This window comes from Butyrivibrio sp. AC2005, assembly GCF_000424145.1.
Taxonomy (GTDB): domain Bacteria; phylum Bacillota; class Clostridia; order Lachnospirales; family Lachnospiraceae; genus Butyrivibrio.
On sequence record NZ_AUJI01000010.1, the window covers coordinates 48471 to 73251 of the forward strand.

Consider the following 24781-nt stretch of genomic DNA (forward strand, 5'->3'; position numbering starts at 1 on the left):
CTCCGAAAAAACAACTACAACAGCGCTTATTATATCATAGGTAATTATTTTTTCAACTTAGCGTTTGACTGCCTGCGCTCTGTTTCCTATAATTAAAGGACTAAACCTATAAATGCTTGTTTATCAGGAGACGGTTATGGAGACTACTAATCCGGTATTTCTTATATGCTATTTAGGCATAATCACCATATCGCTTTTTCTCTATAGCAAAAGGGACAGGACTTCCTTTTCAAAGATTAATCTTTCAGGCATCACCTATAACAAAATTTATACTGTTGTTATACCTTTAGCAGTTATTCTGATAGGTACTGCTCTTCGTTTATATAAATTGACAAAAATTCCGGAGGGTCTTCATCAGGACGAGGCTTCTATCGGATATGAAGCATATATTCTTTCAGAATTTGGCATGGACCGCGACGGAAACAGGTATCCTATCTATCCCATAACCTATGGCTCCGGTGGCGGAAGCCCCCTCATGATCTATCTTAATGCTGTTACCACCTTCCTTTTCGGAAGTAATGTTCTAACCCTGCGGGCTCTGCCTGCTTTTCTCGGAGTTCTTACACTTGTTGTTACTTTTTTTGTAATTAAAACTCTCAGCCATGAATCTATATTGGTAAGCGACAGTGCAATATCAATACAATATGTTACAGGTGAGTTTTTGTGGCTTCCCCTGGTAAGCCTCTGCATAGTCAGTTTTTGTCCATGGCATATAATGCTATCCAGATGGAGTCTTGACAGCAATACTACTCCGTTTTGGGTTCTTCTTGCCATGCTTGTATTTGTAATTGCATCAACAAAGCAAAAGGAATCTACTGCTTTTGACAATATCGGTACCCTTTTTAAATCCAGGGACAGAAAAAAAAGAGAGTCACTTCGCGCTGCGGACTCAAAAGCAACCTTTTTGTATGCTCTGTCAGCTTTTTTATATGCACTTTGCTTATACAGCTACGGTGCAGCTACGTTTGTAATACCGGTTCACCTTATTTTGATGTGTTTCATTTTTACAAAAAGCAAAAGAATGACCGCCTTTCAGGTGTTTTGTGGTGTGCTGGTTTTCGCAATCTTCACGGCACCACTCTTTGTTTTTTATGTCATAAATTTCCTTGATCTTCCCGAAGTGATCACTCCGTTTTTCACAATTACGAAGTTCACTGCCAAACGATCTGTGTTTGCTTCAGGTTCCGGGATACTCCTTGCGATAGGAAAAAACCTATTTACGATTATTAAAAATCTGACCTATGGAGACTCATCGGAACAGATATTGAATTATATCCCCGGATTTCCGCCCTTCTATGCATTTACCTTCCCCATGACCTTGCTGGGAATAGTTATCAGTGTTATTCGTGCAAAGAGAGGAGAACTGATCGACCTTGTTATGCATTCTCTTTTCCTCCCGGCCTTATTATTCGGTCTTTTTGTGGAGGAAGACATCACAAGAATGGTGCTTATTTTCATCCCCGTCATTTATTATCTGGCAAGGGGTTTTATATTTGTTGTAGGTGAATTTGTTACTGTTGAAAAGGAAGCTCCATCATCCATAAAGCATTATGCCGCAATATTGGCAAAATCAGTAACACCCTTGCTGTTAATTGTTGCTACACTCCTTTTTTGCAGATCATATTTTAATGACTTTAATGATCTGAGCGCAGAGGCCTACATGCCCGGATATGGTCAGGCCTGCGCCTACGCTGACAAGTGTGTTTCAGAGCAATCTACGATTTACTCTACTTATGAACACGTATCAGCACCATTTATGGTAGCGCTCTACTACACCAAAACATCGCCCAAAGCTTTTCTTCAGACGGTTCATTATAAGGATCCAAACGCAGAATTCCGCATTGCCGATTCCTTTACACATTTTAGGTTTGGACTTCCAGATGACATGAATGAAAATGCTGTTACGTATTTAGATGATGGGAGTATCTTTATTCTTCATAAAACGCAGCTTGATATACTAAATAATGCTCCGGGATATAATCCCGAAGCATACGTGATAAAGTCATTTGGTAATTTTATAGTTATAAAGGCAGGGAATTGATTCTTCTATGAGACTTTCCCCTACTGAGCCTCCATATATCAAAGTCAAAATAACAAGAGGAAGAACAAACAGTAAAATCACACGAACAGCTTCCGTCATCCCCGGTCTCCTGTTGATATTTGCAGCATGGATAGAATCTGCATAATCCAGTAGTTCTTCAAAGCCCATGGCACACAGCGGAAGAAGCAGAACAAAATAAGTCAGTGTATACTGCGGCTTTGCTTCCCAGAAGGTATGAAATACAAATCCCCCGATAAAGGCAAGGAAAAGGACAATTTCTCTTCCCTTGTCTTTTTTTAATATAACATAGGCGTATGACCCAAAGAGTATTATTGCCTGCAAATGATCAAGAAATGCGAGTCCAATCCTGTAAGCTCCATCACTTAAAAGATATGCAGCAAACCCTGAATGAGCTGCACCGTTAGCAGCTTCTCTGTTTATCCAATATCCCTCGAAGGTGGGATCATCCCACTCAGACGCTAGTTTTTTGGAGAAAAATTTAAAGCAGTCAAATTTATTGTCCTTAAAATATGCAATGCGTTCTTTAATGTTTTCTTTAGCCAGTTCACCCTGAATATCAGAGTCATATCCACTCTCTTCAAGTGTTTCCTTGTTATAACCGTTGTACCAGCCCTCGGCAAGTCCACCCTCCTGTAAGCCCATGGCTATCCATGACAATGAACTTGCTCCTTTTGGTGCTTCCATTCCTGTACAGTATCCTGTAAGAGCAGTCGGAATGAATGATTGCAGAAGATATCCCAGGATCAACAGCACAGGGAGCATCATCAATACTTTATTTTTATGACATATAATGCTGATCAGCGAATGAATGAATATCGCTATAAAAACAATCAGATAATTACTCTTAAAGAGCATTGAAAGGGTTATCAGCACAGCTGCAAGCACAGCATTTTTTGCATGTTTATTATCAATAAATACAAGTGCATGGTAGACAGCACCTGTAGAGAGTGCAAGCCCCGGGATAGTTCCATATATAAATGAGCAGTAAAGAAAAAGTGGGAGAAACAAAATGCCCAGAATCAGCACAGATATCTCACTGCGCTTACTTTTTCGACTTATAATCCCTACTATATCTGAAATTCTCTTGTAGAAAAGACAGAGACATAACACATTCATTACTCTGAATGCAGTATAGTTTCCAAAGCCGAAGATTTTCCCAAATAAAACCGAAATCCACACCAGTCCCAATTGATTAGGATATGTAAAGAGATAGCCTCCCGGTTTAAGATCAGAAAAATCACCCGTGCTGATTTTGCGGGCTGCATCCTGAACCATAACCTGATCCGAAGCAACTACAGCAGCAGACCCAAGTGCAAACATTACTCCAATCAAGCCTATAGCCACCAGTATGACTATCTTAAGTTTTTTTCTAAAGCTGTCTTCCGAATCTACCCTCTTCACAAAATGACTTATTGCCGTTACTTTTCTTATGCGCCACAAGACAAAGACCGTAATCGCTATAGACACTACATTGGATAGTACATTGCCTTTATAAAAATGTGTCACTTCGTATACATCAACAAGACAGGTATTGTAAATGCATATAAACAATAAAAATGAAATTATTATCCAGAAAAGGACAGATACCAGTGCGTTGTATATTTTATGCACGTTTTCCTCCAATTCTTCTCACAAGATCCAGTGCGACTATAAAATATGTCACAATCTGAATCGCGGACAGTACTGTAATAGGCACTACTGCCTCCTTAAAGAGAACAGCTATATATACAAGCATGGAATTAACATTCATAATCGCACAAACCCACAGCTTATCTCTGCACACAGCCAGGCACAATGCTGTCATAAGAAGTACTATGGCATAATCATATCGCTCATGCATTCCCGGAAGGAACATACAGCAGGTCCATGCCAAAAACAACCCAAAGTAAAGAACATTCTCTTTCTTCTCAAGGAAATTCCTGTGATAAAGAACATATACAGCGAACACCCCCAAAACAGCGGCAGCTATCAGCACTGCAGGTTTTGTGAGCAGTTCATCATAATTATCCAATCCAAAATTATAAAAATTCGGATAAAAGGATACCATTCCATATCCTTCGGTAGAAACCTCCTGTGTCTGAAGAAAATATGCAAGATATGTCGCCTTTAACCCTCTGTGACACAGTACACATGGAAGCCCCATTATCAGGAAAATAACAGGTACCCAGAAGAACTCCAGGATGCTGTATTTCTTTTTGGCAAAATAAAGTACCAGGAACAGCGGAACAAAGAATATTGCCTGGAGCTTAAAGCTAAAGGATATCGAAAGAAAAACAAATGCCAATCTGTAATTATCCTTAAGAAGGTAATATAAGGAAATCACAAGAAAAACAACGTAAATAGCATCACACTGCTTCCAGAGAGAGCCATTCCATATGACAAAGGGCAAAAGAAGAGTGAGTGCCGCAGCAAAGGAAGCTGTGAGCTTTGCCTTTTTTTCCTGGGTTCCCCTCTCGTTAAGGATTATCAAAAGAACCTTTTTTATAAATACCGCACTTACAAATTCCGCCACCATAGAGAATAATGCTATAGGAATGTATGGCTCACAGGGAAAAAGAGAACAGATGGCATACATCACATTATAGGGAACATAATAGTCACCTATATCCTTTGATAAACCGCCAAAGAAGCCATATTCCCTATAGGCGAGAGTCCAGGGAAGATAATAGCTGTTATAGTCAGGTGACAGATCAGTCTCAGGAATCATGAATATCCGCACCAGAACTGCAATAATTACTATGATGGCCAGAGCAAGCTTATCCAGATTTGAGTTAACAAAATCGATAATTACCCTGTCAAGCTTAGTTACTCCGTCATCGCTGTAGTGTTTTTTATTATTCATCTTATCTGTTCCCAAGAAAGTTTCCACCTTTAGATATTAGTCTTTAATAACCACCCTGTTCTTGTGATAGTATTCAGCCATAGCCTGGTTCAGCCAATCCTTTTCATCCCTGGTAATATCCGAAAAGAACAGAAGGTGAGGTTGAACGGAGTAAGGAGTCAGTACAACATCTTCTACCCCATCATCCTTAAGCACTTCAAGCCTTGAATCAAACTCGTTTCTGTAGCGTGATGCTTCTCCGCTAATAACATCCACCATAGCAGTGGTAGCAGTATACAAATCAGGATCAGGCTTAACCGCAAGAAGCGACCCGGCTATAAATGCTGCGGAAACAGCAAACACAACCCTGGTTGCGTGCTGACCGAGAAAAGCGTCCTCCAAAAGGTCCTTCGGTTTTCTCTTTGCAAGAGCATCTCCGTCAATAAGTTTAGCGGGCTTAATCACATATCTGATCCACCCACACATATAGCCTATGATCAGAACCAAAAGAAGCATCCCCTGCATAAAAAATAAAGCCTGTATTCTTCCTGCTTCAATATTGCCTGTGGCATAAATCGGAGGTGTTATGGACGCTGCCGTCAGCAAAAAACAGAATGCCGTAAAAATCACCGGATGCTCAAATCCGTAAAATCTCTTAATGCGTCCTGTTGCCTTCCATAAAAAAGGAATTAAAAATACCAGAAGAATAATTACAGGCCATGTCAGCCATTTGCCAAGCATGGCATCCATAGTGTAATAAATCGCCATCAGCACTGCCTTTATCGGATTAAATACAGAAGAAGCCGATCTTACACGATTGCCGGGGGCAATTACCGAAAGCAAAAGACCTACAAGCTGACATATAGCAGGAATATACACTCTTCTAAGCCCGGTAAATCTCTCGGCAATTGTTACTATCACATGTTTTCTATACTCGATCTGTTTTTCAAGAGGAGCATTTTCAGAAACACCTGATATTATTGATACTATTAAAATACAAACCGATATTATTCCAAGACTGAGGGAGGTCATATAATTTGCTCCACCCAGAAGAAATCCCATCACAGACAACACAGGCACCATGTAACCTTTAACAATTTCGGCGCCTGCAAGCTTGAGTATAATACCAAGCCACAAAAGGGCAAAACCAAACATGAAAAGATAGTTAATTGCCCCACTATACCAGAAAAAGCCCTCTACCCTGGAAGCTCCCACAGGCATACACTGAACCAGCATAAAAAACATAATGCTTGTTATGCATCCCGCAAGATGTTTTTCCACTCTCAGAATGCCCGTCAGAAGCTGCTTTAAAAAGTACCACAATCCCAGAGCGAACATGGACAGGACACTCCATGTTCCAAGGAAATATAAATGTTCGTCAAACACACTCGGTGCAAGCGCAGTAAGTGTATTGCTAAAATATACCCCGGTCCAGTTAAAGTAATACCAAATTCCCATATATACAGCTTTGATCAGTGCTGGCAAAAAGCCTCCCGAAGAGTAAGCTTCATGAACTTCAAAGGCCATACTGAAATCATCTGCAGACGGCACATTATAAAAAGCCACGATAAGTATGGGAAGAACAGCTGCTACATTAACAAGAAACAGAATTATTCTTAGTGCTTTTAGCCTGATATTCCTTTTCATGCTCTGCTCCGAATAAGATTATTTAAATGAATTGATGCAATCAATAACATACGATTGCTCTTCATCAGTCATTCCTGAATAAATTGGTAGTGAAATTACCTCTTTCGCATAACTCTCCGTGATAGGGAATGCCCCCTCACTAAATCCAAGATAATTATATGCCTCAGAAAGATGCGGTGGAATAGGATAATGAATTATGGTTGTTATGTTTTTCTCTGCAAGATAGTTCATAAATTCATCCCTGCGTTCCTTTATCCTGACCACATACTGATGCCATACACTGGTAGCACCGGCGCAAATCTGCGGTTTGATAATGAGCGGATTGGTTATGCCCTTAGCATATTTCCCGGCAATTTGATATCTTTCGTTATTTATCTCATTTAAATATTTCAGGCGGACTCTTAAAAGTCCTGCCTGCATTTCATCAAGTCTTGAGTTAGCACCCACGACCATATTATGATAGCGCTTCTCACTACCATAATTACGATATATTTTCATAAGACGCGCAAGCTCGGGGTCATCTGTTGTTATTGCCCCTGCATCTCCAAACGCCCCCATATTCTTTGACGGGTAAAAAGAGAAGCATCCTATATCTCCAAAGCTTCCTGTCATTTTTCCGTCAAAGCAGGCTCCATGAGACTGAGCACAATCTTCCACAAGCTTCAGATCATATTTTCTGCAGAGTTCCTGAACCTTGTCCATTCTCGCAGACTGTCCGTAGAGGTGAACTACCAATATAGCCTTGGTTTTATCTGTTATTTTCTCCTCTATCTTATCCACGTCTATCTGATAATATTCATCAGGTTCTACAAAAACAGGTGTAGCGTCATTGATGGTTATTCCCATAACACTGGCTATGTATGTATTTCCCTGAACTATGACTTCATCACCCTTGCCGATTCCAAGAACCCTGAAAGCAAGCCAGAGGGCATCAAGACCGCTGGCTAGTCCTACACTATAATTCGTGCCTACATAAGCAGCAAATTCCTTCTCAAAGCTCTCCACCTCTTTACCAAGAATATACCAGCCTGAGCGGAGCACCTCGAGCGCCTTTGCTTCGTATTCGTCCTGATGCTTAAAGAATCCGCGATCCATGCGGCTCTGCATTATTTTATCCATGGTCCCCTCATCTGTCAGCTTCGCTGACACCTTCCCCCTAGGGGAAGGCTTTATTATAGTATTCTCAATCTTCAAAATATCAGCCTTTTAAATGTTATCTCTCCGTTTAACGTATCCTGCATACCAGTCAACAAAGCGGTGTATACCTTCCTTAAGAGGCATATCCGGCTTGAAGTCGAAATCATTCATAAGATCATCAACATCCGCAAAAGTTGCCTCTACATCACCGGGCTGCATGGGAAGCAGTTCCCTATGTGCCTCGAAATCGAAATCTTCCGGAAGACACCCGTGAGCAACGAGCTCCTTCTGAAGAATATCAACGAAATCCATGAGGTTCTCAGGATTGTGATTACCAATGTTATAAACCTTATATCTGTTACCCTTCTCATCCTCATCGGGTGTACTCTGCATAACATTAACAACTCCGGTAACGATATCATCTACATAAGTAAAATCTCTTCTGCAGTTACCATAATTGAAGATCTGAATGGTATCACCCTTAAGAAGCTTATCTGCAAAGAGGAACAATGCCATGTCCGGACGTCCCATAGGTCCATAAACCGTGAAGAATCTAAGACCTGTTGTAGCCATACCATAGAGGTTACTGTAGGAATAAGCAAAAAGCTCGTTTGATTTCTTAGTGGCAGCATAAAGTGAAAGCGGATGATCTACCTGATCCTTTGTTGAAAAAGGAAGCTTTGTGTTTCCGCCGTAAACACTTGAGCTGGATGCATATACGAGATGCTCTACCTTGGGATCTGAATGTCTGCATGCCTCAAGAATGTTGTAAAATCCGATTACATTTGCCTCTATATAGGCGCCGGGATTCTCAATTGAATAACGGACACCTGCCTGAGCCGCAAGATTTACAACAACCGCAGGCTTATACTGTGCAAAAACAGCATCCACTGCTGCCTTGTCAGCAATATCTCCCTTAACAAATATAAAGTTTTCATATTTAGAAAGATTTTCCAGTCTCTCTTCCTTTAGTCTTACATCGTAATAATCGTTTACATTGTCATATCCGACTACCTTTATATCTTCAAATGAATCAAGAAGTCTTACTGCAAGATGCGAACCGATAAATCCGGCAGCGCCTGTAATAAGGACGGTTTTACCATTAAGTTTTACATTTTTTTCTTTCATTGCTAAAAATTCTCCTTAAAATGATATAATAACATGATAGTTAAAAAAGTCCCGGAGGTCAATTTATGGGCAGAACAAAGCTCGCTGCCAAAAATATAACATTTGGATACGTAGGGCAACTATGCACCGCGCTGATGTCCTTCATTCTGCGCACAATCTTTATTCATCGACTTGCAGAGACTCTCCTTGGCGTCAATGCACTCTATAGCAATATCCTATCACTTCTGTCAATGGCAGAACTGGGAATAGGTACTGCTCTTAATTTCAGTTTATATGCCCCGGTTGCTAAGGGCGATACGGAAAAAGTCAAATCCTATATGCAGATGTATCGAAAGGCATACCATACTATCGCCATTGTCGTTGCTGTAATAGGCCTGTCTCTGGTTCCGTTCCTTAAATACCTGGCAAAAAATTCCGGAGATGTTGCTCCAAGCGACCTCAGATTCTATTATCTCATCTTTTTGTTTAATACTGTTAGCACTTATTTCGTTTCTTACAAATACAGTCTTGTAAATGCAGAGCAGAAAAACTATATACAGACCAACATAAATACAATCACAAAAATAGTAACTGTATTTTTCCAGATATTAATACTTCTGATTATCCCGAATTTCTATCTGTACTTATTGACAGATGCGGCTGTTCAGCTGATACAGAAGATTTTTGTAAACAGTTATCTGAACAAGTTATATCCTTATCTTACAGACAAAAATATAACTCCCCTTACAAAGGATGAGCATGATGAGGTTTGGAAGAAAACCCGGGCGCTTGTCATGCACAAGGTCGGAGATGTTGCAAGACTTCAGACTGATACGCTTATAATTTCCTCGTTTATAGAGGTTAAAGCTGCCGGTCATGTTGATAACTATACTATGGTCACCGGAACCATCGCCAATTTTGTTAATATTATTTTCAACTCCGTCATCTCCGGTTTTGGTAACCTTATAGCTACAGAGTCTAAGGAAAAACAATTTAAATCCTTTAAGATTTATCGTTTTTTTGCATCATGGGTTTACGGTTTTTCAGCTTGCGGATTCTTTATTCTGTTGCAGCCACTCATTTATCTGTGGATTGTAAAAAAATACGGTCCGGAATGGATGCTGAGCACCTTTGCGGTCTACCTGTTTTTGACGGATTATTACTTTAAAGGCGACAGAATTGTTCTTTCAAACTTCAAAACCGCGGCAGGAGTTTTTGAGCAGGACAAATACCTGGCCATCATACAGGGAGTTGTAAATCTTGTTATATCCATAGTTCTGGTTCAAAAAATCGGCCTGGCAGGTATATATATCGGAACCGTTGTATCAGGGCTCATAGCAAATATCACAAAGCCGATTATTATTTATAAAGTCTGCTTTGACCGAAGCGCTGCATCATATTTCATTGACAGCCTCAAATACATAATCACGGAAGTCGCAATCATTGGACTGCTTTATTTTATCGGAACATTCATCATGAAGGATGTTACAATTATCTCCTTCGGAATTATGATCATAATCGTTACCGTTATTTTCAATGGAATCTTCTGGATTATATTCCACAACACAGAAGAGTATTCATATCTTAAGGGCATAGTATTAAGAAAGTTGGGAAGAGCATGAATAAAGAAATCATGGAACAGATCATAAAGGTCACCGAAAACGATCTCCTTACCATAAATAACTATACTGCAAAAGATGCATTAAAAGACGTTGCCAGGAAAGCATTAAAAAGAGCAACTACTAACAGGGATCCCCTGTTCTGGCCTGCAGGAATGCTGATGCTTGGCTTATCCGAAGCATCTCTGTCTCCCTCTGACACCGCATCTGAGCTCATTTCACAGGAGTTCAGGGACGAGATGAAAAATATCCTTTGTGAGTATCTGGATAAATGGATTAAAAATGGCGAGCAGGCTGGCTTTGTCGATGATTCCGTTGCCGGAATGGCTTTGATCAAATTATATGAATCCACAGGCGATAAGCGCTATCATCACGGAGCTGCCATGATTGCTAATTTTCTTGCTCAGGCGCCCAAAAATTCCGAGGAAAGTATTATCTATAATCCTTCCAAGGGCAATGATCTTATCTACGCAGACGGCGCAGGACAATCCGCCATGTTCCTTGCCAGGTACGGCACGGTTTTTCATAAAAGAAATGCCATTGCCCTTGCCGCAAAACAGCTGTTAGCCTTTCATGCAGATGGCTTTGACAAAAAGTCAGGGCTTCCTTACCATGCATTTTCTCTGTCCCAGGATAAAAAAGCAGGTATCATCGGATGGGGACGCGCAGTCGGCTGGCTTATGATGGGATATTCTGAAATCCTGTCAAACATTTATAGGGAAGAAAATCACAAAAGTAACCCTATTGAAGATTCAATTCTAAAAAGCACTATGGATAAACTGATGTCTCAATTCTACAGCCTTATCAAGGTCACTTTGGAATACCAAAGACCTGACGGCGGCTTTTCATGGCTTCTTCCGGCTACTGAAGGAGAGGCTGACACCTCTGCTACTGCTATGATTGCCTATTCAATGGCTAATTGGTTAAAGAGAGGTATGTTCCATTCACATGCTGCCGATTTATCGGAACAGGTACAAAAAGCCGTTCAGGGTGCCGGGGAATTTCTCCTCGAAAACACCGAAAACGGCTCTGTAGGTCAGTCATTAAGCAGCTGTGAAGATATTGCTGTGCACAGACAGGTATATGGTCATTATCCCTGGGGGCAGGGATGCACGCTTGCGTTCCTTAGTATTCTGTAACCCCTTATCCGTCAGCTTCACTAAAAAGGAATTCACACCATTGCAGGAGGAAGCTCATCAGTTGCAGTCAGGTAGAACTGCTCAACCCTTATTCCTGCAGATAATGAGAAGTATCTGAGGGTATGCCTTCCACCTCTTAGTTTAACATCCAGAAGCGGCACCCATCTCCATATATTCTCTGCAGAGAATCTCCAGATAGACTGGCCACCGTATAAATCCTGTTCTGAATATATCTTATCATCTACCCCAATTGTGAAATGGGCTTTGTCAGCATCCCACATGAGAATTTTTCCCCAGATTCTGTAGGTTCCTCCCCTTGTTTCTATGCTGTAATGAAGGGATGGCGCTTTCTTGATAGCACTGGCTCCGCCCCAGCTTGTCTCCCTATAATTTCTCAGTGCATTTTCATCCCTGATATACATTGCCAGTCCCGTCTCACCATGTGAAGGTGCATTACAATAATCCCATCCTTCACCCTCTGCAAAAGCTGCTTTCGACTGGTTCAGGGCAGACGCAGCTTCTATAAGAATTCTTCCGTCCTTTTCAATCGCAGTATGTTCACCCTTTGCAACTATTTCTCTTGCAGGAACCGGTGAGCCATAATGCGGCAGAAACTCCATATGCTCACCAATCTCAAAACAATTGCCTTTCTGTTTCCTAAACGCATAATACACAGGTCTTGGCGGAAGCTCGTATGCTTCTTTTCCATAAAAGTCCCAACAGAAGCCTGCTGCATCAAAAGGAAGCGGAAGCCTTAAATCTCCACCTCTGATTCCAAGATTGTTTTCCTGACGTTCTCTTGTATAAATAACAAATCTTGAAAAAGAGAAATACTTATCCATGGCATGGAATATAATTCTGTGTGAACCGGGCTTAATATTTGGGAGCCTGAGATACAGCTTGTCTACATTGTTCCTTACATTATTTTTCCACTCGCCCTTGTATTCATCATTGGCCTCTGATTCCACAACCTCCACAGGGTTCTCATCAACAGACACACCAATCCTGATTCTTCCTACGGAATTTAATGAAGGGAATCTGTGAAGCTCTAACAGAAACGCGCCTTCACTGGTAACCGTAACTTCATATGTCAGGGTTGCCCCCTCTGTTCTTGCTTCAACAAGGGATCCCCTCTGTCTTCCCAGATTAGGAATTCTTACCCACGCACCGGAAAGATCCCTGACCATATCAGCCTCTATTCTGAGCATTCCGTCATCTTCCATATGCGGAGGAAATACAATATTCCCCTGTCCAAGCAGGGTTATTCCTCTGAAAAGCTTTGCCTCAACGGGAATAACATGACTTTCACCGGTCATTAGCGCCATGACATGGATGGAATCCTTTATCGAAACAACATTGTCGTCCGATTTAACTTCACCCTTTTTGGTCATCTGCTCTATCATGTCGGAAACCTGGTTCCAATCAACCTCAAGGAGAAGTCTTTCCTCTCCGTTTATCCTGATGTCCCCATGTCCCTCCAAATGAGCCATACTGTCATCGGTAACTCTAAGCCAGGAGGGCAGATCTACTGTTACGACAATCTCATTTTCACCGGCATTTGCTATCTCAAACCATTTTTCCACAGGCTTAACAAAAGTCAGAGCGTTTTCCTCATTCTGACAGGTAACAATCAGATGATCCTCTGATTTATCAATGGGCGGTTTACACGCAGGGTGCATCGCCGTTCTTGTGGGTGGAAAATCCTCAGGTGTCATAACGCCGTCCCACTTGCCGTCGGCCATCACATGATTGTAATAGTACAGCATACTTCTTCTTGCATGATCAAATGCAAGCGACCTTGTTGTATAGTCAGCCGCACTGTGTGTTTTGCCCTGTTTTATACACAGATTACTCCTGTCTGCATAGTAATACATTGCATAGGTATAGTAAGCTGCGTGTATTTTCATAAGAATAAGCTGGAAAAATGAGTCTTTCTCATTGTCAGGAAGCGAATGGTAAATCCGGTTACCTGTCTTAAACATATACTCATAGCGATGGATTCTGCTGACAGCTTCGTCGGTATACGCTGTCTGTGAAAAGGTATCCACATCCATCTGCTCAACCTTCCTGACATTTGTAAGCTGGTCGAATTCCACGAGCATAGGTGCGAGCTTCTTTCCATGATGTCCGCTAAAGGTCTCATCTATCCATTTAGCAAGAAACTCGACTTCGTCTGCACAAATAGTCTCTGTTTTTCCAATATCCCAGGCAAGCTGAGCGTAGTATGTCATCTGCTGTTCCAGCGGTTTTATCGCACCAAAATTAGTCACCCACAGTTTGCGGATACCCTCTTCGTATGCTTTCTTAAGCTCGTTTCTGGTCTGGGAGAGCGGAATTGAACACAGGAAAAGATACGAAGCTCCCGGAGGTGCCCAGTATGAATTGTGGTAGTAAAGACCATTCCCACCCTTACGTCTCTTCTCATTTTCATTAGGATAACGTCTTACATGTCCGTAATTATCATTCACCCAAATCAGAGTAAAATCATCCGGAATATTCAATCCGTTGTCATATAACTCGAGCACTTCCTTATAAGGTACAAAAATCTTCATCGGTACGTTCTCGAGTGTATTTTCAAGTATCTGCTCCTGAGCCTGTATTACATCCTCCAAAAGCTCTATCTTTGCATTTCTAAGTTCATCACCGCGTAGTCCCGCAAGGCCAACCGGCTCAAGTTCAGTATCATTAATTCCGCGCATGCCAAGGGTATAGGTAACCTCATAATCCTTGTTCTGCTCAACAGCTTCCTGCCAATATTCAATAATCGCATCACGACTCTTCTCAGAAGCAGTAAAGTCATAAGGAACCCCGCCATATCCCTTTTTCTCAAGCCAGGGTCTCCATTCCTTATTATTACTTCGCATAAGCATATCGCAGTGAGAGGTTCCTATTACGATCCCCATCCTGTCTGCAAGCCTTGCATTTTCGGGGTTGGAATTAAAAGCATTAACATGCATTGCGGGCCAAATATAATTCATCTTAAGCCTTAGCATGAGCTCAAAAATCTTCTCATAGGTCTTGATACCTATTGTCGTCTCGCCAAGATAACGCTGAGCCCAATGATCAAGCTCTTCCTCATCATTTATAAAAATTCCTCTGTATTCTATACTAGGGTGATCCGAAACATGATAATCGTCCGGCAAAGAAATTTCTGTTTTAGGATGAATAGGTACGTCCGCCATAAAATACCATGGCGAAACCCCTAAAACCGTTCTGCAAAACTCATAAATTCCAAAAACGGTTCCTCTCCTGTCAGATCCGGCTATAACAAGCCTGCCTCTTCTGTCTCTTATAACGTAGGCTTCCTTTCGCCTTCTGCCATGAGAACTGAAAAGACCGACAAGATCCTCTTCCTCGAAGTCTTCACACACACCAACTGTACCCACCAGTATCTGCTGGGAATCGGGATCATAAACTTCTGTATTTATTTGAAGCACTCTTTTGAAATCGCGGATAAGATTCGATACCGCAAGTTTGACCGCTTCGGATTCTCGCTCACTGATCGTCACTACGACCGACGTGTACTGCCTGATAGTTATACCCATAACTCTCCCCCCATGAGATTTTGGTTACTACCAATGTTAAATTTTCATAAACTGTGATTATTAATAGTTTATCAATTTTTTATAATTTTGTATAATAGCACCTTTTGCTGAATTGTTTTTCGCTAAATTGTATAAAATGACGGATAATTAAAGCTTACTTAAAACATCAAAATAATTGCTTGTTTTAATTTTAGTTTTGTAGGACAATAGAAATGGTCGCACTTAACCCTGCAAAAAAGTGAGCATACATGAGTAAATCTAAACTTTTAGACAAATTCATTCAGATTATTTCAGAGTCAGAAAACACCCTTGAAGCTGCAGGGCAAGCCTTTTCTATTATTGGGCCATCTCTAAACATTTCTCAGGTTGTATTTGATATGAATATTCCCGAAACCAAGCAGATGCCCACCGGCGAAGCCAGGCATATGACTGTTTATTCAGGCGAGATGGATTCCGATTCAGCCACAGAGATAGTATGGCTTGAAGAATCGCAGCGCACCTTTGAAAACGGCACAATTTCCGCTCATGTTTACGCTCCTATCGAAACGAACTGGAGCGAAGAAGAAAGACAACTCCTTCAGTCTGCTGTCAGAGTTTTTCTGATTCACATGGGCCGCTACAGACTCGTAGAGCTTGTTCAGAAAAGTTCACTTACCCAATATCTTACAGGTCTTCCCAATTCCGGTGGTTTTATAGCATTTGCCACAAGAAAAATGGTTGCCGGCGAGATAAAAAACTATAATTCCTATTATTTTAACCTTAAAGGATTCGGTCTGATAAACAGGCGCTTTGGCAGTGAAGAAACCGATAATATTATCCGAAGATATGCCCGAGTCCTGCTTGAATTCTGCAGGAAAGACGAGCTTATAGGCCACCTTGGAGGCGATAATTTCGTTGCTCTCATTCGCAAGGAACGCACAGGAGACTTCCTTAAGCTCCTTGAAAAAACAGAGGTTTACGGTATTCGTGACGGAGAACAGCTTCCTGTTTTCATAAGTGCCATAGCTGGTGTATATGACATTGATGATTCCTTAAAGGCTCCTGGACAGATAATAGGTCGAAGTTCCATAGCCTGCAGCGTTGCCAGATCTTTATCAGGCGAGCCCTTCCTGTTCGTCACAAAGGAAATGAGCACCAAGGTCTATCGTGAAAAGCAAATTGAAGACCGTTTTGAAGACGGCCTTTTAAATAATGAATTTAAAGTTTATTATCAGCCCAAAGTTGATACCAAAACCCACACTCTTGTAGGGGCAGAAGCACTCTCCCGCTGGCTGTGTAAGGGAGAATATGTCTATCCTGCTGAGTTTGTTCCCGTTTTGGAAAAAAACAGCTATTCCATCGGTCTTGATATTTATGTTATGGAGGAAGTATGTCGTACTATCCGCCATTGGATTGATAAAGGCATCGAGCCCGTACCGGTTTCCGTGAACTTCTCAAGGAGCGATCTTGCTGAAGAACAGCTTGCTGATCAAATCCTGGAAATTACAAAGAAGTATGACATTGATCTTAAATATATTCAGATAGAGGTTACGGAAACAGCCACCCAGAAAGAAAAAGGACTTATCTCCGACTTTCTTAATAAGTTGAACGGAATGAATATTGCAAGTTCAATAGATGATTTTGGTACAGGATATTCATCACTTGGAATATTAAGAGATTTACCTGTCTCCACTATCAAAATTGACAAGTCATTTATAGACAATGACACACTTACCAAGCGTGATGAAATAGTTCTGAAAAATATAATCCATATGGCGAAGGAACTCGACATTGAGGTAATTACGGAAGGTGTCGAAAGAGAGGATCAGATTGAATTTCTGCAAAAAGTCGGTTGTGACATCGTTCAGGGATTCTATTATGACAAGCCTCTTACGCTTGATGAGTTTGAAGAGCGCCTGAAAAATAAAGTATATCAATAAACTTATAATCCAAAGCCCCATACACTATATGCCCGATTTCAATCTCGTTGCTAAAAGCATAATCGATTTAAATCGGGCATATAGTGTATGGGGCTTTTCATTCAAGTTATTTTTTTAGTTGCAACAGGTAAATATTGTTCAGCAATACAATTATAGCGCCGCAAACAATACCGATATCACGACCTGAATTATTATAAATCTTATAACCACCTGAGTATCTGACCATTCCAGGTTTTTCCTCATATGATCATGAATAGGCGTCCTTAAATTGGACATAACATGAAGCTTTAAAAATCTTATAAGCGATATCTTAAGAAGTCCCAGACCTCCGTCAATTATCAGAACCAATGAGAGCATCAGATATGCGAACGGATGTGATGATTTCATTGCAAGAAGAGCTATAAAAAATCCCAAAGCTCTTGATCCCGCATCCCCCATAAGCATGGAGCTGGGCGAGCAGTTAAAGTACAGATATGCCAAAAGCACTGCACACAAAATCTGTGCTGCTGTCCCCATGCTTCCAAGATTCTCGGAAAACATTATCTTAAAGGACATAACCGTAACTATCACCAGTGAGGCACAAAGGCCATCCACTCCGTCCGAGCAGTTTGTAACATTGATAGCAATCCATATAAGAATTACTCCCAGCACAAAATATACCGGGTATGGGATAGAAAACTCAAAGGCCAGAAAATTAACTTTAGTATCATTTTGAGATAAAAACGTGACCATTGTAGCCACAGATATCACAAAATCTATCAGACCTTTTTTATACTCATTCCATGGCTTTTCCGAAGCATCATCCATGTATCCGCTGAGCATTATAAGGAAGGTCAGACCCAAATATATAAGAAATTCCACAGATAAAGGCAGAAAGAGTACTGAAAGTAGTATAAAGTCTATCACAAATACCAGCCCTACTCCTCTGAGCTTACCCTTGGACAGTGCTCCATTAATCGCAAATGCCCTGCCCTGATCCTGAGGAAGAAATGAAAACCTCATATTCAGAGTTAAAAACGTGATTATAAAAGCTGCTATCATACTGATAGCCGATAATTGAAACTGTGTAAATCTTCCAATCAATAATTCATAAAGCATTACAAAATCTCCCGTCTCATGTTTATTTTTATACAGTAGACTGCATATTCATGGTATAATTTTCTTTGGCTTAAAAATATGCCCGCATCATTATATTAGCGAAGGTAAGGACGAATGGCAACTTTTTCTGAGAATTGGACAAGATTCAAAAATTATATGAATCCATATATACATCCTTCTATTAAAGAGGGCTTATATCGCAAGAATCTCAAATCTACTCACGATATAGCGCTGGCTTTTACAACCGTTGAATTTCTGGTTCTTGTATACTATTTCCTTTTTAACAAGGCAATGCTTTATGAACCCTTTATAGTTCCCAGTGCTATCTATTCAATAGTTGTCAGTGCTTTGGCACTATTAACAAGCCATTACGCGCTTAAGGATTTAAAGCATCCCTTTAGTACTTATAAAAATATCTATGTTGCCTACTTTTTGATGTTCATGGTTTTTGGAATGGTTTCTTCATTCTATGAATATTCACATGGTCAACAGATGTTTATTTTCTTTGCTATTATTTTCTGTCTTGTTAATTTTATTCTGTTGCCACCTGTAACCGGTTTAATCCTGATTTGGGGTTCTTATTTAATATTTTATTTGGTTTTGCATTCCTATGATGGTGCACAGAAGATAAGCCTGTTAAATTATTTTATTTTTGCGCTTCTCACTCTGGTAGGTTCTTTTAACAAATATAAGATGCAGGCCACTGAGCTTGAACGTATCCACCGTATAGAAACCATGAACGATATGCTGCAGAATGTGCCTGTACATGACAATATAACCGACATGAAAAACCGATATGCGCTGAGAGATGATTTCACCTCCTATCAGAATCATCACATCATCGTAGTTATGCTTGATCTGGACGAATTCAAGAAGATAAATGAAGAATACGGCCAAAGTACCGGCGATGCCATTCTCGGACAGGTTGGAAGCTGCATAAAAACGCATCTCACAGAGAGCCATTCCTACCGATATGGTTCGGATTCCTTCCTTATCATTCTTCAGGATATTGAATTAAGTGATGCCCTTCAGCGCCTTTCCATTTGGGAAAGAAATATGGCAACCCTTAGTGTCCCTGAACTAAATAAACCTATTCATTATACCAGCGGCTATTCTCACGGCACTCCGAGAGACGAGGATGAACTGCGAATGTTAATAGAGGCCGCAGACCGTAAGCGAAGAGATTTTTCATAATTATTAAATGTTATTAAGCCTGTTTTTATAAATTTTAAAAACAGGCTTTTTCCTTTATGTCTTTTCTGTTAAAATAAGAAAGATGTGTCACCCAAACACATTTTAAGGAGGAATTATATTATGAAATTTAATAAACGTATTGTAAGCATTGCGCTTGTAACAATGATGCTTACTACTGCTGTTGGCTGTGGCAAGGAGAAGCCTGCAGAGGATTCTTCTGAGGGTCTTTCCTGGGAGTCAATCGAAGGAGATACTGCTGAGGAAGAACCTGTAGCAGAGGAGACAACAGAAGAGCCCGCTGAAGCTGAGCCCGAAATTGTATCAGCAGAGATTCCTGAAGGTATGTACAGAAGTGAGCTCACCGGTGAGCCCATCAGTGAGTCAATCAAGGATCAGCGTCCTATCGCCGCAATGGTAGATAATGAATCTATCGCTCTTCCTCACTTCGGTATTTCAGAATGTGATGTTGTATATGAGATGATGAACAGTACTCAGAACGGAAGAATTACCCGTCTTATGTGTCTTATGAAGGATTGGGGTTCTTTAAAACAGCTTGGTTCCATCCGTAGTACACGTCCTACAAACATTATTCTTGCAGCTGAGTGGAACGCAGTACTTTGTCACGATGGTGGCCCTAAGGTTCACATCGACCCCTACCTTGCTAAGGAATGGGGAACAAACCACTTCTCAGGAACCTTCTCCCGTGTAGACAACGGTAAGAAGAGAGAGTACACAGAGTACATCCTTGCAGGCGACCTTGAGAACAACTTCTCCGGAAGCAGCTTCTCAACAACTTATAACGAATTTGCACCTGACGGTATTCAGGAGTCACACTTTAACTTCACACCCTGGGGCAACGAGATCAATCTTGAGGACAAGGGCTACGCTAAGTGCTTAGACGCTAATACAATCGATATCATTCCTTTCGAGCACAACAGCTCAAAGCTTGTATATAATGAATCCACAAAAGAATACGAGTATTATGATTATGGTAATCCTCACAAGGATGGAGAAGACGGTGCTGTTCTTTCCTTTAAGAACGTAATTCTTCAGAAATGTACCTTCACTCAGCTTGATGATCACGGTTACCTCATCTACAACTGTATTGATATCAACCAGCCCGGTTACTACTGCACAAACGGTAAGGCAACAGATATCGTATGGACAAAGACAGGTGAACTTGTAAAGACTCAGTTCTTTGATTCACAGGCAAATGAGCTCGAGATAAACAACGGTAAGACATATATCGCTCTTGTTCCCGCAGATACATGGGATCAGCTCGTTATTCAGTAATATAATCAGTAAAGCCTTCCTCATTATGGGGAAGGCTTTTTATTATAGAATAAGTTCCTTAAATTTTTCAGCAGGTACAGGTTTTGAGAAATAATATCCCTGTATCATCTCGCATCCTATAGACCGCAGGTATTCATACTGTTCTTCAGTTTCAACGCCTTCAACAACTATAGGCATATCAAGTTTTTTTGTCATTTCAACGATGGTATTGATTACTATCTTTCCTTTTTCAGAAGAAACTATACCATCCATAAACTTCATATCCGCCTTCAGTATATCTACATGCGCATTTTTAAAGGTATTAAAGCTTGAATAGCCGCTTCCAAAATCATCCATCAGGATTCTGAATCCAACCTCTTTAAGAAGATCCACTGTATTAAAGAATCGCTGGTTTTCCGCTACGAAAGCGCTCTCTGTAATCTCCAGCTTAATGTCATTCGGCGAAAGATGGTACTTCTTTATCATATCCAAAATCACTTCATAAAGATTTTCTATCTGAAGATCTCTCCTGGATATATTTACGGATATGGGCGGCACCAATATGCCCTCTTTTCTCCATTCAGAAATCTGTTTGCATACTTCTTCCCACATATATGTATCAAGCTTGTTAATGAAGCCGTTACGCTCAAATAAAGGTATAAAATCGCCCGGACTTATAAGGCCGTATTGTTTATCCTTCCATCTGACAAGAGCTTCTGCGCTACATACTTTTTTAGTCTCAGCATCATAAATAGGCTGGAAATATGGTACAAAATCATGCTCATGTATTGCTCTCTCACAGTTATGCTGCATGTATGCCTGCATCTCAAAGTCACGATTCTGTTTTTCATCAAATACATGCTCATGCTTATTATATTCATAGCGGATTTTATCCATTGCAAATCTCGCCCTGTCTATCATAAGCTGTGGATTCATAGTTCTATCCGTTATGGGGTATACACCGGAATACAGTGAGAGATTATAATCCATATCCTCACCAGGATACATCTCATCCAGAGAAAGAATGCCCTGAAGCATCCAATATGAGCCTTGTGGAAATAGTCCCACAAAGTTATCCTCTCCAAGGTAGGCAAGCTCAACCTCCCATGAAAACTGCTTTCTCATAGCTGCCGCTATACGCCTCAGGATATCATCTCCCCGCTCAAATCCAAATCTCTCATTTACATCCTGGAAGTCTCTTATATCCAAAAGGCATAGTTGATATTCCATTTTCGGATTCAAAATAAGGTCCTCTTCCACTGCTCTGAAAAATGCCTTTTGATTATAAATTCCTGTCTTGGGATCTGTCGGATTATCGACAAGATACAGCATTACCAGGTTAAAGGTAACACACGCTGCAAATGCTGCTCCCATATACATAAAGTCAGTTATACTGTTGTTCATTATCAGCATCGCATACACAAGGATAACCATACCTGTAATAACAGAAGCCGCAACCTTGCCAAGACGTCTTATATGTCTCCATGCCAGATAAATAGATACTATAACATATATACCACTAAGGAATGTGCATATAATGATAAATACTATTCTCTCAATAGTAATTATTCCTCTGACATCTTCAAAATATGCAATATGATTTATGGGGTTTAATACCAGCAGATATATCAGCTCTAAGCCATATGGTAATAGTGATAACAGTGGCCTTTTTTCTCTGTACCTTACCAGTCCTACAGTTATTTTCAGCGCACACAAAAGATAAGTATTAAGAGTAATGACAAACATAGTTTCACTTGCGACATATTTAATATCGCTGGTAAACCCGATATATTTGCCATATAAATCCAGCACCCAGATAAGAAGAATGTATGCAATTGTCACATCAACCTGAAGATCAATCCAAATCGTTCCTACAGTACGGCTTATACTTCTTGCTCTTATAGCCAGAATACCGACTGAGATGATTCCGAGACTCAATAAAGTGATCATATACTGACTCCTAACGCATACTCTTACATTACAATTATACATAAAAAAATCAGAGAGAATTGCTTCTCCCTGATTTTTCAGAATTTCTTTATATCTATTTTACATTCTCATCTATAAATGCATGTTTTTTACTTATCATTGTAGAGATGGCACCTTACTACATGGCCATTTCCCATATCCTTAGGCTGAGGATCCTGCTCCTTACAGATTCCCATGCAATGAGGGCATCTTGTGTGGAACTTACATCCCTTAGGCGGATTAGCAGGTGAAGGAATATCACCCTCAAGAAGAACTCTCTCCTTCTTGATATCCGGATCAGGCATAGGAATAGCACTAAAGAGTGCCTTTGTGTAAGGATGAAGAGGCTCAGCAAAAATGTCCTCTGTCTTACCTGTCTCAACAAGATTTCCAAGGTACATAACACCTACAGCATCGGATATATGCTCAACAACTGAAAGGTCGTGAGAGATAAACAGATATGTAAGGTTATTCTTCTCCTGGAGGTCCTTAAGCAGGTTGATGATCTGTGCCTGAATTGAAACGTCAAGTGCTGATACAGGCTCATCACATACTACGAATTCAGGCTTAACAGCAAGTGCTCTTGCAATACAGATACGCTGTCTCTGTCCACCTGAGAACTCATGAGGATAACGATCCTTATGATAAGGCTGAAGTCCGCATTCCTTCATTACTTCTGTAACATAGTCGTCAAACTCCTCCTTGGGAACAAGGCCGTGTTCACGAACAGCCTCTCCGATAATTTCTCCGATAGGAAGACGAGGAGAAAGTGAAGAGTACGGATCCTGGAAAATGATCTGCATCTTCGTACGAAGCTCACGAAGCTTCTTCTTATCATATTTACTGATATCTTCACCATTGAAAAGGATATCACCCTCTGTCTTTTCAAGAAGTCTTAAGATTGTTCTTCCTGTTGTGGACTTACCACAACCTGACTCACCAACAAGACCCATTGTTGTTCCACGAGGGATAGAAAATGATACATCATCAACGGCCTTTACATTTCCTGTAACACCACCGAAGAAACCACCCTTAATAGGGAAATATTTCTTGAGGTGCTTTACTTCAAGTATATTATCGCTCATTACTTTGCACCTCCTTCTTCAGTCTTTGCATTGTTTGCGAAATCCTCGCATCTGTAACAGCTTACTTCATGAGTAGGAGAAATCCTGTAAACTCCGGGATACTTTCCGGAACATTTCTCTACGCACATCTCACAACGATCCTTAAAGTAGCAGTAATCAGGCATATCAATCGGATTAGGTACGTTTCCGGGAATATTGTAAAGCTTATCCACATGCTTACCAACAACGGGCTTAGACTTCATAAGACCGATTGTGTAAGGATGTCTGGGATCTTTAAATATCTCTCTTGCTGTACCCTTTTCAATAACACGGCCTGCGTACATAACTACAACATAATCTGCCATCTCTGCTACAACACCAAGGTCGTGAGTGATAAGCATGATTGATGAATTTATCTTGTCCTTAAGATTTCTGAGAAGATCAAGAATCTGCGCCTGGATTGTAACATCAAGTGCTGTTGTAGGCTCATCCGCAATAATAAGCTTAGGATCGCAGGCAAGCGCCATAGCGATCATGATACGCTGACGCATACCACCTGAGAGCTCATGAGGATACATCTGGTAAACACCCTCTTTATTAGCAATACCAACCATCTGGAGCATCTCTATTGTTCTTGCCTTAACCTGCTCAGGTGTCATATCAGGGTTGTGAAGTGCAATTACCTCATCAACCTGCGCACCGATTCTGAATACCGGGTTAAGGGATGTCATGGGCTCCTGGAAGATCATTGACATCTTGTTACCACGAAGCTTCTGCATAGCAGATGCAGGTGCATTTACTACATTAATTGTTCTCTCGCCATCATTGAAACGAATCTCGCCTTCAACAGTCTGTCCTGAAGGTCTCTGAACCAGCTGCATAAGTGAAAGACTTGTAACTGACTTACCACAGCCTGACTCACCGACTATACCTACTGTCTTACCCTGAGGTACCTCAAAGGAAACACCGTCAACAGCCTTAACAGTTCCGATATCAGTGAAGAAATATGTGTGAACATTGTCAAACTCAACACAGTTATCAGGATTTTTCATCTGTGTAACATATTCGCTCTCGGGAATATGCTTTCTATTTCTCTTTTTCTCAATCTCGGATGTAATCTTACGGTTCTCGCGTGAAATCCTTCTAGACTCTTTAGCCGAGATGTAATTTGAATTCTTTGCCATTATAA

The 24781-nt window shown here is 40.7% G+C and carries 16 protein-coding genes; 6 read left to right on the forward strand and 10 right to left on the reverse strand.

Features of this window, described 5'->3' with window-relative positions; all coding sequences use genetic code 11:
- The first annotated feature begins 136 nt into the window (after positions 1-136).
- Complete coding sequence (locus tag G602_RS0101790; RefSeq protein ID WP_026657363.1) at positions 137-2041, forward strand: hypothetical protein; 1905 nt, start codon at positions 137-139, stop codon at positions 2039-2041.
- On the opposite strand, the gene G602_RS0101795 is transcribed toward G602_RS0101790, so the two are convergent.
- The 5 genes from G602_RS0101795 to G602_RS0101815 form a co-directional block, all read right to left on the reverse strand.
- Positions 2003-3673 (reverse strand): hypothetical protein, encoded by a 1671-nt coding sequence (locus G602_RS0101795; protein ID WP_026657365.1) that lies wholly within the window; start codon positions 3671-3673, stop codon positions 2003-2005. The two genes, G602_RS0101790 and G602_RS0101795, sit on opposite strands and share 39 nt — an antisense overlap.
- Complete coding sequence (locus G602_RS0101800) at positions 3666-4919, reverse strand: hypothetical protein (RefSeq protein ID WP_026657366.1); 1254 nt, start codon at positions 4917-4919, stop codon at positions 3666-3668. The genes G602_RS0101795 and G602_RS0101800 overlap by 8 nt, the downstream gene beginning before the upstream one ends.
- A gap of 21 nt (positions 4920-4940) precedes the next feature.
- Entirely contained in the window at positions 4941-6530 is a 1590-nt protein-coding gene (locus tag G602_RS0101805; RefSeq protein WP_026657367.1) for a DUF6056 family protein, read from the reverse strand.
- A gap of 18 nt (positions 6531-6548) precedes the next feature.
- Positions 6549-7649 (reverse strand): DegT/DnrJ/EryC1/StrS family aminotransferase, encoded by a 1101-nt coding sequence (locus tag G602_RS0101810; protein ID WP_026657368.1) that lies wholly within the window; start codon positions 7647-7649, stop codon positions 6549-6551.
- An 87-nt stretch (positions 7650-7736) separates the two neighbouring features.
- Positions 7737-8795, reverse strand: coding sequence for an NAD-dependent epimerase/dehydratase family protein (locus G602_RS0101815; RefSeq protein WP_026657369.1), 1059 nt, complete (start codon positions 8793-8795; stop codon positions 7737-7739).
- Positions 8796-8860: 65 nt separating this feature from the next.
- Here G602_RS0101815 and G602_RS0101820 point away from each other — a divergent pair, with 65 nt between their 5' ends.
- Together G602_RS0101820 and G602_RS0101825 are read left to right on the forward strand one after the other, a co-directional pair.
- The gene (locus G602_RS0101820) at positions 8861-10396 is read left to right on the forward strand and encodes a lipopolysaccharide biosynthesis protein (RefSeq protein ID WP_026657371.1); all 1536 of its coding nucleotides are present in this window, start codon (positions 8861-8863) and stop codon (positions 10394-10396) included.
- On the forward strand, positions 10393-11532 hold the full coding sequence (locus tag G602_RS0101825) for a glycoside hydrolase family 88 protein (RefSeq protein ID WP_026657372.1): 1140 nt from the start codon (positions 10393-10395) through the stop codon (positions 11530-11532). Before G602_RS0101820 ends, G602_RS0101825 begins: the two co-directional genes overlap by 4 nt.
- A gap of 32 nt (positions 11533-11564) precedes the next feature.
- On the opposite strand, the gene G602_RS24805 is transcribed toward G602_RS0101825, so the two are convergent.
- Positions 11565-15077, reverse strand: coding sequence for a glycosyl hydrolase 115 family protein (locus G602_RS24805; protein ID WP_049945000.1), 3513 nt, complete (start codon positions 15075-15077; stop codon positions 11565-11567).
- A gap of 248 nt (positions 15078-15325) precedes the next feature.
- Between G602_RS24805 and G602_RS0101835 the strand changes: the two genes are divergently transcribed.
- The gene (locus G602_RS0101835) at positions 15326-16996 is read left to right on the forward strand and encodes a putative bifunctional diguanylate cyclase/phosphodiesterase (RefSeq protein ID WP_026657373.1); all 1671 of its coding nucleotides are present in this window, start codon (positions 15326-15328) and stop codon (positions 16994-16996) included.
- 150 nt (positions 16997-17146) lie between these two features.
- On the opposite strand, the gene G602_RS0101840 is transcribed toward G602_RS0101835, so the two are convergent.
- Complete coding sequence (locus tag G602_RS0101840) at positions 17147-18094, reverse strand: phospho-N-acetylmuramoyl-pentapeptide-transferase (protein WP_044930829.1); 948 nt, start codon at positions 18092-18094, stop codon at positions 17147-17149.
- A 114-nt stretch (positions 18095-18208) separates the two neighbouring features.
- Here G602_RS0101840 and G602_RS0101845 point away from each other — a divergent pair, with 114 nt between their 5' ends.
- On the forward strand, positions 18209-19288 hold the full coding sequence (locus G602_RS0101845; protein WP_026657375.1) for a GGDEF domain-containing protein: 1080 nt from the start codon (positions 18209-18211) through the stop codon (positions 19286-19288).
- Between the two features lie 120 nt (positions 19289-19408).
- Positions 19409-20581, forward strand: a complete 1173-nt coding sequence (locus G602_RS0101850; protein WP_044930830.1) for a DUF3048 domain-containing protein — start codon at positions 19409-19411, stop codon at positions 20579-20581.
- A 42-nt stretch (positions 20582-20623) separates the two neighbouring features.
- Here the strand turns inward: G602_RS0101850 and G602_RS0101855 are convergent, their stop codons facing one another.
- The 3 genes from G602_RS0101855 to G602_RS0101865 all read right to left on the reverse strand — a co-directional run bounded on the left by G602_RS0101855 (position 20624) and on the right by G602_RS0101865 (position 24776).
- Positions 20624-22510: a putative bifunctional diguanylate cyclase/phosphodiesterase gene (locus G602_RS0101855; protein WP_026657378.1), complete on the reverse strand. Its 1887-nt coding sequence runs from the start codon at positions 22508-22510 to the stop codon at positions 20624-20626.
- A gap of 128 nt (positions 22511-22638) precedes the next feature.
- Positions 22639-23613 (reverse strand): ABC transporter ATP-binding protein, encoded by a 975-nt coding sequence (locus tag G602_RS0101860; RefSeq protein ID WP_026657379.1) that lies wholly within the window; start codon positions 23611-23613, stop codon positions 22639-22641.
- Entirely contained in the window at positions 23613-24776 is a 1164-nt protein-coding gene (locus tag G602_RS0101865; RefSeq protein ID WP_026657380.1) for an ABC transporter ATP-binding protein, read from the reverse strand. Before G602_RS0101865 ends, G602_RS0101860 begins: the two co-directional genes overlap by 1 nt.
- Between the last annotated feature and the right edge of the window lie 5 nt (positions 24777-24781).